The sequence below is a fragment of the Ruegeria sp. CE12 genome, assembly GCF_056537525.1.
In genome coordinates, this window is record NZ_JBQFRS010000008.1 from 154,107 (window position 1) to 169,173 (window position 15,067).

Consider the following 15,067-nt stretch of genomic DNA (forward strand, 5'->3'; position numbering starts at 1 on the left):
GGTATGGTGCAGGCGAACCCCAATATCAGCGAAAAACGACCGGTAATCCGGCAACTCGACGATGCGGCGATCAACCGTATCGCTGCCGGTGAAGTCGTGGAGCGCCCGGCATCCGCCGTCAAGGAGCTGGTGGAAAACGCCATAGATGCTGGCGCGACCAGAATCGCCATCGATATCGCTGATGGCGGCAAAACCCTGATCCGCGTAACCGATGATGGATGTGGGATCGCAGCAGCAGATTTGTCGCTGGCCTTGTCGCGCCATGCGACCTCCAAGATCGATGGCTCAGACCTTCTGAACATTCACACTTTCGGATTTCGTGGAGAGGCCTTGCCATCACTGGGTGCCGTCGGTCGATTGACGATCACAAGTCGCGCTGCTGGGGGCGAAGCCGCCTCAATCCGCGTGGCAGGTGGCAAGATGGAAGCGGTGAAACCCGCCGCGCTGCGCAGCGGAACGGTGGTTGAGCTGCGCGATCTGTTCTTTGCCACACCCGCCCGTTTGAAATTCATGCGTACGGATCGGGCCGAAGCGCAGGCGATTTCGGATACCGTTAAGCGTCTGGCTATGGCGGAACCCTCTGTCACCTTTACCCTGCGCGATGTCTCGGGCGGAGGAGAAGGGCGGGTCGTCTTTCGGGCCGATCGCGAGAATGGAGACCTGTTTGATGCGCTGCACGCCCGGCTAGCCCGTGTGCTGGGCCGCGAATTCGCCGAGAATGCCTTGCAGATCGACGCCACGCGCGAGGGCATTCGCCTCTATGGCTATGCTGCATTGCCGACCTATTCGCGTGGCGCGGCAGTGGCACAGTACCTGTTTGTGAACGGGCGGCCTGTACGGGACAAAATGCTGACCGGAGCTTTGCGCGCGGCCTATTTCGATTTCCTCAGCCGGGACCGCCATCCGGCTGCCGCCTTGTTCATCGATTGTGATCCGACTCTGGTAGATGTGAATGTCCACCCTGCCAAATCCGAGGTCAGATTTCGCGATCCCGGGCTTGCGCGTGGATTGATCGTTTCAGCCCTGCGGCACGCATTAGCGGATGCGGGCCACCGCGCGTCTTCGACCGTCGCCAATGCAACGCTCGGGGCGATGCGGCCCGAACCAGCCACCGCCGGTCCGGCGCGGGTGTATCAGATGGATCGCCCTTCGCCCGCAGCTCGACAGGTCGCGTTTCAGGCGCAGTCTCCGGGATTTGCCGAATTGTCGAATGACTACAGCGGCAGAGTGATCGAACCGGTTCCTGCCCCCGATGCGATCGCTGAGGTACCCGAACCTACGGCCAGCGACCTGCCGCTTGGTGCTGCACGTGGGCAGGTTCATGAGAACTATATCATTGCCCAAAACGCAGACGGCATGGTGATCGTTGATCAGCACGCAGCCCATGAACGGCTGGTCTATGAAAAGCTCAAAACTCAGATGGCTGAGAATGGTGTCGCAGCGCAGGCGTTGCTGATCCCAGAGATTGTCGAGCTTTCCGAAGACGATTGCGCGCGGCTGATGGCAGTCACGGCTGACCTGACCCGCCTAGGATTGACCATCGAACCATTTGGAGGCGGCGCGGTGGCAGTGCGTGAAACCCCCGCCATCCTGGGCGAAGTTGATTCGCGCGCTATGGTCTTGGATATCCTCGACGAACTTGCCGATCAGGGTGAAAGCCAGACGGTGCAGGCCCGGATCGAGGCGATCCTCAGCCGGGTGGCCTGCCATGGCTCGGTACGTTCGGGTCGCCGAATGCGAGCCGAAGAAATGAACGCCCTGTTGCGCGAAATGGAGGCAACGCCCCATTCCGGTCAATGCAACCACGGGCGACCTACATATGTGGAATTGAAACTGAGCGATATCGAACGGCTGTTCGGGCGCAGTTGATCCAATTTCCTTACCCGGCTAAGAAGGGTAAAACAAAACAAGAACAAATGGGCTGACATGATCGAGATTGCAGGCAACCAGTATAGTTTGAATGACCCGGTGGTCATGGCGGTTCTGATCGGGGCCGGTGTGCTGCTGCTGATTCTGATGTTGCTGTTTCTGTCCCTGCGCGCGGCCAACAGGTCTGCGCGAATGGCCGAACCTCTGGCACGGCAGATGGCACATCTGGGACAGCACGTTCAGCAATTGGGTCAGGGACAAGATCAGTTGCGCGGTGGGTTGCAGCAGGTTTCAGATACACAAGCCAATGCACATGTGCAGGTGATCCAGACCGTCGAGTCGCGGCTGTCCTCGGTGCAGCAGCAGATGAATGATCGTTTGGCAGACAACGCGATGAAATCGGCGCGCGCGCTGGCCGATATGCAGGAACGGATGAAGGAATCCCTGCATGGATCCTCGAAGCAGACCGCTACTTCTTTGACGCAGTTGCAGGAGCGACTGGCCGCCATCGACAAAGCGCAGGACAACATCACCAAGCTGTCAGGCGACGTGTTGTCCCTGCAGGATATCCTGTCCAACAAACAGACCCGTGGTGCGTTTGGCGAAATCCAGCTGAACGATATCGTGTCCAAGGCTTTGCCGACAGACAGTTTCTCGCTTCAGGCGACACTGTCAAATGGCCGTCGCGCCGACTGTCTGATCCATCTTCCAAACCCGCCCGGGCCTATCGTGATCGACAGTAAGTTCCCGCTTGAGGCGTATGAGGCACTGATCGGGTCCACAAATGACATGGAGCTGAAAGCAGCGGTTCAGATGTTTCGCAGTACCGTTCGCAAGCACATCACCGATATCTCGGAGAAATATATCCTTGATGGGGAAACAGCCGATGGTGCGTTGATGTTTTTGCCATCCGAGGCGGTCTATGCCGAGCTGCATGCCAAGTTTCCGGAACTGGTTCAGGAGAGCTTTGCCAAACGCGTCTGGATCGTTTCACCCACCACTTGCATGGCAACCCTGAATACGATGCGCGCGATCCTCAAGGATGCAAGAATGCGGGAGCAGGCGGGTGCAATCCGCAAGGAGCTGGGGATGTTGCACAAAGATGTTGACCGTCTCGGCGATCGTGTCAGCAATCTTGATCGACATTTTGGGCAGGCGGCCAAGGATATTTCTGAGATCAAGATCAGTGCGGAAAAGGCTGGCCGCCGCGCTCAGCGTCTGGACAATTTCGATTTCGAAGAGCTTGCCCCCGATGAACACCCGAACGTGGTTCCGCTGGGTAAAACCGAGGGCTGATTTCGAACTAAATGCCCGGATTAGAACTTTAATGCAGCGGTCGCCGCATTGGTGACATTTGCCATGGCTGCCAGATAAGGCGCAGGTCCATGGCTGATCCGCGCGACGCCGAGATCAGCAAGAGTAGCGTGATCCGGAGACTGCCCGATCTGCATGATATTGACCGGCAATGGGGCCGCTGCACAGAATTTGCCGATCAGTTCGGGTGTGATCAGTCCGGGGACGAATATCCCGTTTGCTCCTGCATTCGCATAGGACTGGGCGCGGGACTGTGCCTCCTTCATTAGATCAGCGTGCTCTTCGGGTTTGCTGCCCTGGAAGAAAACATCGGTTCGGGCATTGATGAATAGTGGGATGCCCTTAGCGTCGGCCACACGACGCAAGGTTGCAATGCGATCGGCCTGATCTGATGCAGAGCGCAATCCGGTTTCACCGATCAAACGGTCCTCGAAATTGACACCAATCGCGCCCGTGGAAATGACCTGTTCAATATTGTTAGCCAGCGTGTCGAGGTCCTCTGCAAAACCAGCCTCAAAGTCAAAGCTGACTGGGAGAGCTATCGAACCAACCATGCGTTCGAGGATTTGCGTGGCAAAAGAAAGCGGCATGTCCTGGCCATCCTTGTAACCCTGTGCCGCTGCCAGTGACCAACTGCCCGTTGCGATAGCCAAAGCGCCGGCTTTGCTGATGGCTTGCGCACTGCCCGCATCCCAAGCGTTGTAAAGGATCAGCGGTTTTCCAGGCTGATGCAGCGCTGCGAAATCGCGCGCCTTGTCGGATTGAGTCATGCAGGATGCCTTTCTTTCGGGGCGTAGTGCCGTTCCAGTTCGATGAGTTTTTGTTTGCGCCAAAGGCCGCCGCCATACCCGGTCAGCGTACCGTCAGCCCCTAAAACACGGTGACAGGGGATTATGATCGCGATCTGATTTGCCCCGTTTGCGCGCGCTACAGCCCGAACCGCATCAGGTCGTCCAAGACGGCGCGCGATATCCGAATAAGACTGTGTCGTCCCAGCAGGCAGTGTTTGCAGAATGCGCCATACCGCTTTGGTGAACTCAGTGCCGTGCAGTGCAAGTGGTAGATCAAACTGGGCTGAGCGGCCCTGAAAAAAAGACTCTAGCTGCGCTTCGACCTGATCGGTTGGCGCGAAACGTCCAAAACCCAGTGACCCTTTGCAGGCCTTGTGGATCCGTTTCAGCTCGGTAGGCAGTGCTTTGCGATCGGCAAATTCAAGCAGGTGAAGGTGAACCGGATCGCTGATCGCAATCATAGATCCCAAGGGCGTGTCGAACCAATCGGCCCGCAGCATCGCATTGGCTTTGAAAGCACCGGGCGGCAAACCCAGCAGCTTTGCGAAGGCCACGCGAAAGGCTGCCGGAGAGTCAAATCCCGCCTCAAGTTGCGCATCGATGACTTTTCCACCCTGTGCCAGAGTGGTCAGACCTGCCTGCAACCGAGCTTGTCGTGCCATGTCCAGAAAGGTGGTGCCGAAATGGCGTTTAAAGGCACGGCGGATGGTAGAAGGGTCATGCCCCATTGCAACGATGTCGGCTTCGCGCCAGCGACGGGTAGGATCGGCCTCGAGTTTCGCCAGAAGCGATGAAATGGCCGGGTCAGATTGGGCGGCCGGTGCCGTCGGGCAGCAGCGTTTGCAGGCTCTGAACCCCGCATTCAGGCAGTCTGCGATGGTCGCAAAGAACTGGCAGTTCTCACGTTTCGGTTTGCGGGCCGGACAGGTCAGTCGGCAAAACACACCGGTCGAGGTAACGCCCACGTAAGCGCGCCCATCCCAAGAGGGATCGCGGGCCATCAGGGCAAAGTAAAGCGTATCGTCATCGGGCAGATCAAATCTCATGCCCGGAGGTTACCCGAAACCGACGCCATTGCGACGACGGTTTTCGGGCGTTTATTCAAATTTCCGAGAAACTCAGATCCGAAGGAATGGCTGGAACAAACGCGGCATGAGTTTGGTGAACTTCAACGGCGCGTCAGTCACTGCCAGACAGATGCAGTCTTCTGAGATATCAGCGACGGGCATATGCTCCAGATCCTGATCCGCAATCTCGACATCACCCCGTGCGAAATGATCAACCTCATCCGAAAACGCACCCTGCAGAACCATGGTCATCTCGATACCGCGATGACTGTGATCCGGTACGGCTGCGCCCGCAGGTATGAACAGCAACCGGGCAGTTGCCTCATTGGTCGTTGGCAGGATCGCTTGTTTGACGCCCATACCAACCGGCCGCCACCGAATGTCGTTCACATCTCCGCCTACATAGTCCTGCAACGGTGCGGGCAGCACTGCACATTTCTTACGCGCAGGTTTGGGTGTCGGAGCACCTTGCGAGATCAAAGCCATTGTTGCCGCAAGCGCGTCCGATCCCATCTGCGCCGTGTGGGTCTGGTCTTCCAGAACCTGTCCACCCACGGCCTCAAAGCTCTCGGCCCGTGCGCGGCAGTGGTCGCAGAGCGACAGATGCGTAGCAACCATCAGGTCAAACGCCTCGGGCAGATTGCCGGCAGCGTAGGCCATCAACAGGTCATCCGTCAGGTGATGTTTTATACTCTTGCTCATCGTCGTCATCTCAGTTCATCGCGTGGCGCAAGCGATCCAGCGCCAGCCTAATTCGTGATTTGATCGTTCCCAGCGGTAGCCCCGTCTGGGAGGCAATTTCCCGGTGACTCAGGTCTCCGAAATATGCCTTTTCGATCAGTTCTCTTTGTGCTTCGGGTAAAGCCAGAATGGCCGTTCGAAGCTGTGCAGTTTCCTGCTGCAATGCGATTACGTCATCCTGTTCCGGTTCCGCTTCCGGACCCCAGTCCAGTTCTTCCGGTTCCGGGCGTCTTTGTTTTCGGATTACGTCTATTCGTTTATTCCGCGCGATCGTGAACACCCAGGTGGCCACCGTTGCACGGCTTGGGTCGAACAAATGCGCCTTGTGCCACAGGGTGGCCATGACTTCCTGCGCACATTCCTCAGCCGTTGTCGCGTCAGATCCGGACCGGATCAGAAACGCCTTAACGCGTGGGGCGAAGTGCTGAAACAGCTCGGCAAAGGCCGCCTGATCCTGAGCGTCCCTTATGCGCTTGATGTGGTTCACCCACTCGGCTCTGGTGTCGCAACTCTTTTTTGTTCCGTTCACCGGTTTACCCTTGATGCGTTTATTTGTGCGCCAAGGTTGCGGAGGCACTGAATCCGCCGCAGGTTCATCCATGGTCGCGATGTCAATCTCGGTAAACATAACCGCATTACGGGGCCTTGCCCAAGCCGGATCACTTTGAATGCGAATTTTAATCCGGATTGCGATATTCTTCGTAGTGCACCGTAAGGTGTTGCGGAGAAAAGAATGCCATTTGAACAGTTTGAAAGCACACATGCAGAGGGTGCCGTTATCGGCAACCCCGAACGCTTTCATGACTATGGTTTGCGAATGGACCGCGTCCAGCATATCGCGGCGCATACCTACCATGGACGTAAAGGCAATATCGAAAACGCATTTCGCTATTCCATCGACTACATCATGCTGGATCCGGAGGATCGACCTGCAACCCCGTCTCTGTTTTCACTGGATCGCGCAAACATCATGGGATGGCGGACCCGTGATCATGGAGGGCATCCAAAGCATGGGCGCGCTGCAAAATGGTTGCGTGAGTGTTTTGATGAACTCGCATTTCCCCAACCTGACCGTATCGAGTTGCTGACGCAGCCCCGGGTATTTGGATATGTTTTCAATCCGGTCAGTTTCTGGTTCTGCTTTGACAGTGATGATCAGCTTTACGCAGTGCTTGCTGAGGTCACCAACACCTACGGAACGCGACATAGCTATCTTTGTTGTAATCCCGACATGTCGCCCATTTTGCCAACAGACCGCATCATCGCCGATAAACTGATGCATGTATCCCCGTTTCAGAAGATCGAGGGCACATATACGTTCCGCTTCGACTATCGCTCCGACCGCATCGGTGTGTGGATCGACTACGGTCGTGCGCGGGGGGGGCTGATCGCAACCCTGACAGGATCGAGGTCCGAACTTTCAAACCGCACAATTCTCTGGTCGCTTATACGTCGTCCTTTTGGAGCTAGGCGCGCATTTGCTTTGATCTTGTGGCAGGGCCTGCGGCTTTGGATAAAAAAGGCGAAGTTTCGGCCTTTCAGGAAGGCCCCGGTTCCCAAACAGCCTGTTTCACGATCCCATCGTTAAGATGTATGCGATGCCCCGATTTGTTTGAGTGAGATCAAAGACGCGCATCTGCTTAGCTGTTTGTGATAAACTGAAATCGCGGACAGAGGAGTTTGAACGCATGTTGGAAATCTCGGCAAGAAAAGTTGCCCAGGTCGCCATGATGGGGCGCGAATTAAATCGGGCCGAAGGTGAACTTCGAGCCTTTGTCGACCGGATGAGCGAAGACGAACAGGCCGAACTGGTGGCGATCATGTGGATTGGCCGCGAGAGCTTTTTCGCCGAAGATCTGGCCGAGGCCATAGCAACGGCTAAATCCGAGGCTTCGACCCCTTGCGCCGATTACCTGATCGGAACACCGCACCTGTCAGATCATCTCGAAAACGGGCTGGATGCGCTGGGCATCTCAGCCGAGGACGTCGAAAACGATCTGATGTAGTCAACCATCAAGGTTTTGTTGCGAAGTTCCATAAAACGGACCTAAGCGCTTCTCGTACTCAAATTTGTCGCCGTAAACGCTTTGTCGCGCTATCCTTACGCTGATGCAAAGCGGTTTGAAGGCCATTTTTGTTGTAGCCATGTTGTTGGCGCGAATTCTGGATCCGCGCCCCGCTGATGCCTGTGTCGTTTGTATCTCGTTGCCTGAAGCATCGCTTGGGGATCATCTGCTTTCAGCAGATGTAATTGTTCTGGCACGCCCGTCGCCCGACAACGCATTCAGGTACATACCTGCCGAAGTTCTCAAAGGAACCAAAGAGCAGGTAGAGAACTTGCCCGAGATACCGTTTCTGATCGATTCAACAACGCGAAAGATGTTTCTGTCAGATCCAGATCGGACAGTCTTGTTTGTCTACGGTGCTGAAAGTCAGGATCGGGCCGGGCGTAAACTGTCCAAAGGCTGGAGAAAGCTGTTCCTGATGTCGGCGGAACGGTCACAGTTCGTTGAAATCCTGCAAAGTCACGGTGTTCACTGGAAACTAGGCATAGGTGGAACGTCCGAACGTATACAATTCTTCGCCAACTATCTTTCGAGTGAAGATCGAGTTTTGCGGGATACTGCGTTGGTAGAGGTCTACCGCGCTCCGTATGCGTTGGTCCGGCAGACGAATGTTTCAACGCCCACAGATCAACTGCTCGATGATATCGGCAGCATTCAGAGGCTGAACTATGCTCCGGCCACCATTCGGCTTTTGGGTCTGCAGACTGACCCGGATGCAATTGAGTTTATCCGGTCCCGCTATCTGACGAGGTTGAAGACAGCAGGGCCGAACCTGCATGAGTGGGCATTGGCCGGTATCGAGGTGGATGGCACTTTCGCAATTACCGCCATTGATGGGCGGGTGACGCAAGCTGATTGGCCAAGTGAAGACAAGCTGATCCTGATCCGAGCACTATCGGACGCCGGGTCAGCGATCCCTAAGTTTCGTCCGCAAATTGCTGAAGTCTATGAACGTGTACTAGGGGCCGATGTATCTTTCGCTGGGCAGATCGCCTTTGCAATGCGCGACTGGAATGATGACAGGCTTGATCCGTTGTTTCGGGAATTGCTCGCGCGTGAAGAGACGGAACCTGCAACAAGATTTGTTCTTCAACTGGTGCTTGAGCCCGAGGACTAGGTGCCGGTTTCAGTTGTGACGGGCTTTTTGCAATATCTTCTGACGCAGATGCGTATTCTAAACATAGCTTAATGAAACGGCCCGATTTCGTTAAGCAAGCGTTCCTTTATCTGATCTTACAACCGCAACGAAGATCAGATCAGGAGGAGCACGAAAATGGAAAACGTTCAGTCAATCAAGACGCAAAAAGGTTTGTTTGGTGGCCTGTTTGCCAATTATGCCGAGGCCAGAGTCGAGAGCTTTCGTCGTCGGATCTACACAAAAACAGTTCGCGAGCTGGAGCAGCTTAGTGATCAGCGCCTGCAGGATATCGGTATTCCACGCAGCGAAATTCACCGGCGTGCGTATCAGAGCGTCTATCACCATGAGCCCATTCGGCAGAATGTACACTGACCGCTTTTGATTGGCTCATTGAACGCCAATCAACGGGTTATTAGGAGGTACGGGAATTGGACACATATCCGATGCTTGAAACGGTCCCATCCGCCAGCGCTTTAGCGTTGTTTGACCGGGCCATGAGAATACGCGCAATCCGGAAAGATATTGTTGGTGCAGCTCAGGAGCTTGGCCGCTTGTCAGACAGCGAGCTTTCTGATCTTGGGATCAACCGCAGCGATATCGATGAAACGATCGAAAGATACATTTGAATACTGATGTCATTTGATCAGCGATCCGCGCCAGACGTAAAAGCAAAGGGCCATTCCGTCAGTTCAGGAATGGCCCTTGCTTTTTCAGGTATCAGACGCGGCAAACAAGAAATCCAACAGCGTATTCCTCTCGTCCGAGTTTCGTCATTAGGTGTGATCGACGATCTGAAGGTGTTGTGCCAGCTTGTCGATCTCTGCCATCCAGCCCTGCACCAGTTTCGGATCGCTGGGGGCGGCGTGCACGCCAGCCGGGATCTCTCGGTTCAGTACGGCCTCAACCGCAAGTGAAACGGGAATTGAAACCAACCGCGCCATGGCGGTTCCGCGCTCGTCACCCCATGCATCCATCACATAGGTTTTGTTCCAGACTTCGCGGCCTTCGTTCTCTGCCTTAAGCCCAACGCAAAGGACAACCCGGTCCGGCTCGCCTTCGTCATAGGCGTTCTCATCCCAGAACTGATCCGACATTTCCTTCAGCCGGGCATCACCTTCCGGGCCAGACAAGGTTTCGATTTCGCTGAATACGCCGGACCATGCATCGGACCACCCGTTCAACCGCAATGTGCCCCGGACGAATTCCTTGACCGGCCAGTGCTTTTCGAAATGATATTGTTGCATGAAGGGCAGTGAATCCCGGTTCGGATAAACTTCAAAGCTTTCCGGGGACGGTAGCGGGGCGATGTAGGTGCTGATCGCATCCCAAGGGCGCGCCACGTCAAGCGGGGCGTAATTCCGGATCGATCTGGACGGAGACCGCAAAGCCTTGAGTACGCCGAGTGGTGACCAGCTGAACTTGTAGCGGAACGGATTGGGGTTCTTGGGGATGCCGCCGCAGTAAGAGATAAAGCTCAGATGGTTTTCCGGATCAAACGCATCCGAGGCGCGGTAGTCATCAACCAGTGCATGGGCCATCAGGTGGTCGATGCCTGGGTCCAGCCCGACCTCGTTCACCAATGCCACACCGGCCTCAAGTGCTTTGTCATCCAGCGCACGCATCTCGGGCGCGATGTAGGAGGATGAAACGAAATTCGCACCTTTCGAGATGGCAAGTTCAGCCAGAGGTACATGCCAATCTCCGGGCAGCATCGAGACGATCACGTCGCCAGGTTTCAGAACCTTAGCAATCGCATCAATGTCGAAGGCATGGATGTCATCCGTCAGATCACCGATTTCAGCCTTTGCCTTTTCGATAGTCCGGTTCCATACGGTAACCTTGTGATCCCCCTCGATCAGGCGGCGAAGGCCGGGGATGGCCGACAGGCCGGTGCCACACCAATGAATCGTCATCGCTCAGATCCCTTCGATATGAGTGTTGTAGGTAGCCGCTGCCCGGCCCCAGACGCCGTTTTCCAGAGCAGTCAGGGTCAGGAGCGAAGGTAGTAATTGCGCTGCGTAATCTTCGGAGCTTTCGACTGGCAGCATCGACGGTAGGTTGTCGATGGCCGTCACATCCAGAATAGGATCAGTGGCGACACGCAGGGCAGGATGGTCCCAGGTGGTGGCCCGGTCATAGACAGGTACCGGGTTATAGTCGCTGTCCGGATCGCAGGCGACGTCGCCAATGGCAGTCAGATTGCGCTGCGCAGTAAGTGCTTCGCGCGGGACAAAGACCGGCGTGCCGGGACGGGCAAAGATGCAGTTCAGGAACAGATCATGTTCAAGGATCTCGGGAAAAGGCCCGCCGCTTGCGGTTTCTGCCATGTCCCATTTCGTGACGCTGACGCCCATAGCCTCGCATAAATCCGCTGCACCGGTGCCAACACGTCCCAGCGCACCGATTACAATGGCGCGCGGGCGCGCTTGCCCGGTCGCATCCAATTCGGCCAACAGTTCGGCGTTCAGAACATCCTTGCCAGGGTAGACGCCGACGGGCGGACATTCTTCACCCCGTTGCTGAGCGGCCCAGGTCTTGAGTGTGACTGCCGCGCCTGCATATCCGGCCCAGTAGCCAAAGGCGGCGACGCGTCGGCCATTCTCTTCCACAAGGTATTCCAGATCATAAAGGGTGCCGCCGCCAGCCTTAAACCGCTCTAGCAACGCACGGCCGGAATGTTGGCCCTTGTAGGCATGACCAAACATGATGTGGCGGTGAGGCAGGGGTGTGCCATCTTCGGGCAGCTCCTTGAGGCCGAAGATGATGGCATCGGCCGGGGCCTCAGGCCACGAGTTTTCAGCCGCGATCTCACACCCGGCATCCTTGTAGCCATCGATCGGGATTGCCCGGACGTGGCTTTCCTCGACCGTGACACGAATACCCGCGGCGATCAGTGCCTTCGCGCCTTCGGGCGTGAGGCCCACCCGTTCTTCGTTCGGGCGTTGTTCTGCCCGGACCCAGAGATGTGTCATGTATATTCCTTTTGTCAGAGCATTCCGGCGGCACGAACCGCCTGAACCGAGGCGCGTGCCTCCATCGCCTCACGGAAGGCGAGAATTTTCGGAAAGGTCGGGACATCGACACCGTCGCCTTCCAGCCAGCTGCAGACCACATACAGGTATGCGTCGGCCAGCGAGAACGCCTCGCCCAGCACAAACGGACCGCGCAGACCGTTCAAACAGATGTAGTCACAGGACGCTGTCATGGTCTGTGCTACCTTTTCCTTCATGTCTTTCCAGCTGGATTTCTTGTCGGCCCAGCGATGTCCGCGCATCTTATGTGCGTGGTTCACGTGCATGGTCGATGCAAGGTAGTACATCACTTCCCGCATCCGTGCTGCCATCACCGGATCGACGGGAACCAGACCCGCCTGAGGTGCCTTTGCGGCTACATACTCCAGTAGGGCGCCCGTTTCCGTTAGAATACCGCCATCGACAACCAGTGCCGGAACCCGTCCTTTGGGGTTGATCTGCTTGTAGGCCGGTTGCGTTTGCTCACCGCTTGCGAAATCCAGACGGATTGCTTCGTATTCCAGACCGGCTTCTTCCAGCGCGATGGCCACGGCGACCGAAATGGTTCTGGGAGCGTAGTAGAGCTGCATGAGGGAACTCCGTTGTTTGTGCCGGTCAAAGGTGGGTCTGGGCAAAGTGCCGTTCGGGCGATTCCAGATGTGGGACGGCATTGAACAGGACCGGGCTTAGCTGAGTGCCGATCGGGTAAAGACGGTGCATTGATGTGTTCATGATCGCAAGGGCCACTCGGGCCATCGACTGGATATCCAGACCCATGGCCTGTCGAACCACCATCGAGATCAGGCCACCCGAAGTTACCACAATTGCCGGACCACCTTCGGTTCCGATGTCTTTCAGAGCATCAGATACGCGTGTTTCGAACTCGTCGAATGTTTCCGGTGCATTCCTGATGTCACCATTGGCCCAAGCGTCAAAGGTCCGGGGCAGATGCTGCACGAACCCTTCGCGATCTGTTGGAATGGCTACTCCGTGCTGCTCTTCGAACAGTTTCGCAATGTTAAAGTATTCGATCTCGTTCAGCCGTGCATCCCGGATCGGTTCGGGCAAGCCCATGCTGGCAGCGGTTTCAGCGTGACGTTTCAGGGTGCCGCAATAGACTCGGGGATGGTGGGCGTGAGTGTCCCGCAAATGCGCCCCAAGCCAGCGCGCCTGCTGGTGACCCAGATCGCTCAGCTTGTCATAGTTTTCCTCGTCCCGGGCTGTGGTGTTGGCCTGTCCGTGACGAACCAGTGTGATATGTGACATGACGGTCCCTCTTGCAGGCAAGTCTTAGGGCAGGTTCCGTGCCGGGACCAGAGGGGTTTGATCGGCAGCGGGCAAAAATCGTCGCATATCGATACATCACAGCTTGCCGGGCCAGATGCCGTGTCTATGGTTGGGCCATTCGGAAAATTGGGGAACGTCATGACGGTAAATGAAAACCGGTTTCTGGCTGATCTGCACAAGCTGCGTGAATTCGGGGCGTCGGGTATCGGCAAGGGTGTGGTAAGACCTGCTTATTCCGATGCTGATATTGCGGCGCGACGCTGGCTGGCTGGACGGATGGAGGAAGCCGGACTGCGCCCTCATTTTGATCCGGTGGGCAATCTGTTTGGTCTGGCGCCGGGTACCTCTCTGTTGATGGGATCCCATTCCGACAGCCAGCCCGAAGGAGGGTGGCTGGACGGCGCGCTGGGCGTGATTGCGGCTTTGGAAATCGCGCGTTCCAGTGATAGACCAATCTCGGTTGTCAGCTTTCAGGATGAAGAGGGCCGGTTTGGTGTAACAACGGGTTCGGCTGTCTGGTCGGGTACTCTGGATCTTGCAAAGGCGGATACTCTGACCGACCACTCAGGTACGAGTTTTGCGGCGGCCCGATCATCCATGTCAGATATGGCACAGGGTTTTGTCGATCTGGCCCGGTTCTCAGGCTTTATCGAGATGCACATCGAACAAGGGCCAACGCTGGATGCCGAAGGTGACCTGATCGGTGTGGTGACCGATATCGTTGGTATTCGTGACATGGTGATCAGCTTTGAGGGGCAGCAAAACCATGCCGGCACCACCCCGATGCATCTGCGCCGCGATGCGTTTCAGGCACTTTCGCAATTCAACGCCGAGATAAATGAGCGGTTTCAGAATGTGGTGACGCCCCAAACCGTCTGGACGATTGGCCATGTGGATGTCCACCCAAACGCCTCTTCTATTGTTCCCGGGCGTGTCCGGTTTTCCATGCAGTGGCGTGACGGAGACGCAGACCGTCTGCGGCGTATGGAAGAGATTATCCGGGGCGTCGCGCAGGAAGTGGCTGACCGTGTTGGAATGGATCTCAGTTTCGGTCCGATGCTGGGTCTTGAGCCGGTCGCGATGGATCAGCGTCTGCGCCTTGCGCTGGAAGCCGGGGCAGAGCAGATCGCACCCAATCAGTGGCGCCGGATGCCTTCTGGCGCGCTGCACGATGCAACCAATGTGTCCCGCCTGATGCCGGTCGCTATGCTGTTTGTGCCTTCAATCAATGGGATCAGTCACGATTTTGCTGAGGACACATCCGAAAGCGATCTGGTTGCCGGACTAAAAGTGCTGGGGCAGGCTGTCGAACAGTTGTGAGATTGAGTGCGGATCTCGCGTTGCTTTGATGATCTCACAAGACCCCGCCGGTTCTATAGAAATATGTGCCTGAGTTTCTTCCTGTTATTCATAAGGCAGGCTGAGATGTTGTGAAACGGAGAAAAGTTTCCTATAGGAGACATAAGGGCGGCATGCTGCTGTATACCATCCTTGCATCACCCCGATCTGGGCGTCCACGAACCACAGCGACCTGATTTTGAAACCAGCGCAATGTTGTCGATCTTTTTCATACCCGCCCCGCTGCGCCACCAGTGTCATGGTTTATGGATCGGCACGTCTCCTGAGTTGACCAAACAATCATTGCAATGTGCGCCATGTTCTCCAACGATGCCAGATACCTGCCGGATTCAACTAAAAGAGAGGTTTATGAGATGCCTGGTTTGAACCGCACGCCGTTGTATGACTTGCACGTTGAGTTGGGTGGTAAGATAGTTGATTTTGC

General features: G+C 56.2%; 16 protein-coding genes. 8 read left to right on the plus strand and 8 right to left on the minus strand.

The window, feature by feature from the left end:
* Nucleotides 1-3: 3 nt before the first annotated feature.
* Both mutL and ACR0IO_RS17615 read left to right on the plus strand, forming a co-directional pair.
* The gene (gene mutL / locus ACR0IO_RS17610; RefSeq protein ID WP_480743158.1) at nt 4-1,869 is read left to right on the plus strand and encodes a DNA mismatch repair endonuclease MutL; all 1,866 of its coding nucleotides are present in this window, start codon (nt 4-6) and stop codon (nt 1,867-1,869) included.
* A 57-nt stretch (nt 1,870-1,926) separates the two neighbouring features.
* Nucleotides 1,927-3,165, plus strand: a complete 1,239-nt coding sequence (locus ACR0IO_RS17615) for a DNA recombination protein RmuC (protein WP_480743160.1) — start codon at nt 1,927-1,929, stop codon at nt 3,163-3,165.
* 20 nt (nt 3,166-3,185) lie between these two features.
* Here ACR0IO_RS17615 and ACR0IO_RS17620 read toward each other — a convergent pair whose 3' ends face one another.
* The 4 genes from ACR0IO_RS17620 to ACR0IO_RS17635 all read right to left on the minus strand — a co-directional run bounded on the left by ACR0IO_RS17620 (nt 3,186) and on the right by ACR0IO_RS17635 (nt 6,269).
* A complete protein-coding gene (locus tag ACR0IO_RS17620; RefSeq protein ID WP_480743162.1) occupies nt 3,186-3,953 on the minus strand; it encodes an isocitrate lyase/PEP mutase family protein in 768 nt (255 codons plus the stop codon).
* Nucleotides 3,950-5,020 carry a bifunctional transcriptional activator/DNA repair enzyme AdaA gene (locus ACR0IO_RS17625; RefSeq protein WP_480743164.1) on the minus strand — a complete coding sequence of 357 codons (1,071 nt, stop codon included), beginning with the start codon at nt 5,018-5,020 and terminating at the stop codon, nt 3,950-3,952. The genes ACR0IO_RS17620 and ACR0IO_RS17625 overlap by 4 nt, the downstream gene beginning before the upstream one ends.
* 72 nt (nt 5,021-5,092) lie before the next feature.
* Nucleotides 5,093-5,743 (minus strand): ChrR family anti-sigma-E factor, encoded by a 651-nt coding sequence (locus tag ACR0IO_RS17630; RefSeq protein ID WP_480743168.1) that lies wholly within the window; start codon nt 5,741-5,743, stop codon nt 5,093-5,095.
* 10 nt (nt 5,744-5,753) lie between these two features.
* Nucleotides 5,754-6,269 carry a sigma-70 family RNA polymerase sigma factor gene (locus ACR0IO_RS17635; protein WP_437436578.1) on the minus strand — a complete coding sequence of 172 codons (516 nt, stop codon included), beginning with the start codon at nt 6,267-6,269 and terminating at the stop codon, nt 5,754-5,756.
* Nucleotides 6,270-6,599: 330 nt separating this feature from the next.
* Here ACR0IO_RS17635 and ACR0IO_RS17640 point away from each other — a divergent pair, with 330 nt between their 5' ends.
* The 5 genes from ACR0IO_RS17640 to ACR0IO_RS17660 all read left to right on the plus strand — a co-directional run bounded on the left by ACR0IO_RS17640 (nt 6,600) and on the right by ACR0IO_RS17660 (nt 9,612).
* Complete coding sequence (locus ACR0IO_RS17640; RefSeq protein WP_480743197.1) at nt 6,600-7,370, plus strand: DUF1365 domain-containing protein; 771 nt, start codon at nt 6,600-6,602, stop codon at nt 7,368-7,370.
* A 100-nt stretch (nt 7,371-7,470) separates the two neighbouring features.
* On the plus strand, nt 7,471-7,788 hold the full coding sequence (locus tag ACR0IO_RS17645; protein WP_155146279.1) for a DUF3775 domain-containing protein: 318 nt from the start codon (nt 7,471-7,473) through the stop codon (nt 7,786-7,788).
* A gap of 139 nt (nt 7,789-7,927) precedes the next feature.
* Complete coding sequence (locus ACR0IO_RS17650; protein WP_480743172.1) at nt 7,928-8,965, plus strand: hypothetical protein; 1,038 nt, start codon at nt 7,928-7,930, stop codon at nt 8,963-8,965.
* Between the two features lie 156 nt (nt 8,966-9,121).
* Nucleotides 9,122-9,358: a DUF1127 domain-containing protein gene (locus ACR0IO_RS17655; RefSeq protein ID WP_480743175.1), complete on the plus strand. Its 237-nt coding sequence runs from the start codon at nt 9,122-9,124 to the stop codon at nt 9,356-9,358.
* 71 nt (nt 9,359-9,429) lie between these two features.
* On the plus strand, nt 9,430-9,612 hold the full coding sequence (locus ACR0IO_RS17660) for a YjiS-like domain-containing protein (RefSeq protein ID WP_155146273.1): 183 nt from the start codon (nt 9,430-9,432) through the stop codon (nt 9,610-9,612).
* Nucleotides 9,613-9,759: 147 nt separating this feature from the next.
* Here ACR0IO_RS17660 and ACR0IO_RS17665 read toward each other — a convergent pair whose 3' ends face one another.
* From ACR0IO_RS17665 to ACR0IO_RS17680, 4 genes are read right to left on the minus strand one after another with little or no spacing between them, the layout of a single operon-like run.
* Nucleotides 9,760-10,899, minus strand: coding sequence for a saccharopine dehydrogenase family protein (locus ACR0IO_RS17665; RefSeq protein ID WP_480743180.1), 1,140 nt, complete (start codon nt 10,897-10,899; stop codon nt 9,760-9,762).
* Between the two features lie 3 nt (nt 10,900-10,902).
* Nucleotides 10,903-11,958, minus strand: a complete 1,056-nt coding sequence (locus ACR0IO_RS17670; protein WP_480743184.1) for a saccharopine dehydrogenase — start codon at nt 11,956-11,958, stop codon at nt 10,903-10,905.
* Nucleotides 11,959-11,972: 14 nt separating this feature from the next.
* Nucleotides 11,973-12,587, minus strand: coding sequence for a glutathione S-transferase family protein (locus tag ACR0IO_RS17675; RefSeq protein WP_480743186.1), 615 nt, complete (start codon nt 12,585-12,587; stop codon nt 11,973-11,975).
* A 25-nt stretch (nt 12,588-12,612) separates the two neighbouring features.
* On the minus strand, nt 12,613-13,263 hold the full coding sequence (locus ACR0IO_RS17680; RefSeq protein ID WP_480743188.1) for a histidine phosphatase family protein: 651 nt from the start codon (nt 13,261-13,263) through the stop codon (nt 12,613-12,615).
* A gap of 159 nt (nt 13,264-13,422) precedes the next feature.
* Between ACR0IO_RS17680 and ACR0IO_RS17685 the strand changes: the two genes are divergently transcribed.
* On the plus strand, nt 13,423-14,604 hold the full coding sequence (locus tag ACR0IO_RS17685) for a Zn-dependent hydrolase (RefSeq protein WP_480743190.1): 1,182 nt from the start codon (nt 13,423-13,425) through the stop codon (nt 14,602-14,604).
* Nucleotides 14,605-15,067: the final 463 nt, after the last annotated feature.

Coding starts and splice junctions, on each gene's coding strand:
- ACR0IO_RS17615 (WP_480743160.1), top strand. CDS start 1,927: ATGATCGAGATTGCAGGCAACCAGTATAGTTTGAATGACCCGGTGGTC.
- ACR0IO_RS17650 (WP_480743172.1), top strand. CDS start 7,928: ATGTTGTTGGCGCGAATTCTGGATCCGCGCCCCGCTGATGCCTGTGTC.
- ACR0IO_RS17680 (WP_480743188.1), bottom strand. CDS start 13,263: ATGTCACATATCACACTGGTTCGTCACGGACAGGCCAACACCACAGCC.
- ACR0IO_RS17665 (WP_480743180.1), bottom strand. CDS start 10,899: ATGACGATTCATTGGTGTGGCACCGGCCTGTCGGCCATCCCCGGCCTT.
- ACR0IO_RS17660 (WP_155146273.1), top strand. CDS start 9,430: ATGCTTGAAACGGTCCCATCCGCCAGCGCTTTAGCGTTGTTTGACCGG.
- ACR0IO_RS17655 (WP_480743175.1), top strand. CDS start 9,122: ATGGAAAACGTTCAGTCAATCAAGACGCAAAAAGGTTTGTTTGGTGGC.
- ACR0IO_RS17675 (WP_480743186.1), bottom strand. CDS start 12,587: ATGCAGCTCTACTACGCTCCCAGAACCATTTCGGTCGCCGTGGCCATC.
- ACR0IO_RS17685 (WP_480743190.1), top strand. CDS start 13,423: ATGACGGTAAATGAAAACCGGTTTCTGGCTGATCTGCACAAGCTGCGT.
- ACR0IO_RS17645 (WP_155146279.1), top strand. CDS start 7,471: ATGTTGGAAATCTCGGCAAGAAAAGTTGCCCAGGTCGCCATGATGGGG.
- ACR0IO_RS17630 (WP_480743168.1), bottom strand. CDS start 5,743: ATGAGCAAGAGTATAAAACATCACCTGACGGATGACCTGTTGATGGCC.
- ACR0IO_RS17620 (WP_480743162.1), bottom strand. CDS start 3,953: ATGACTCAATCCGACAAGGCGCGCGATTTCGCAGCGCTGCATCAGCCT.
- ACR0IO_RS17625 (WP_480743164.1), bottom strand. CDS start 5,020: ATGAGATTTGATCTGCCCGATGACGATACGCTTTACTTTGCCCTGATG.
- ACR0IO_RS17640 (WP_480743197.1), top strand. CDS start 6,600: ATGGACCGCGTCCAGCATATCGCGGCGCATACCTACCATGGACGTAAA.
- ACR0IO_RS17670 (WP_480743184.1), bottom strand. CDS start 11,958: ATGACACATCTCTGGGTCCGGGCAGAACAACGCCCGAACGAAGAACGG.
- mutL (WP_480743158.1), top strand. CDS start 4: ATGGTGCAGGCGAACCCCAATATCAGCGAAAAACGACCGGTAATCCGG.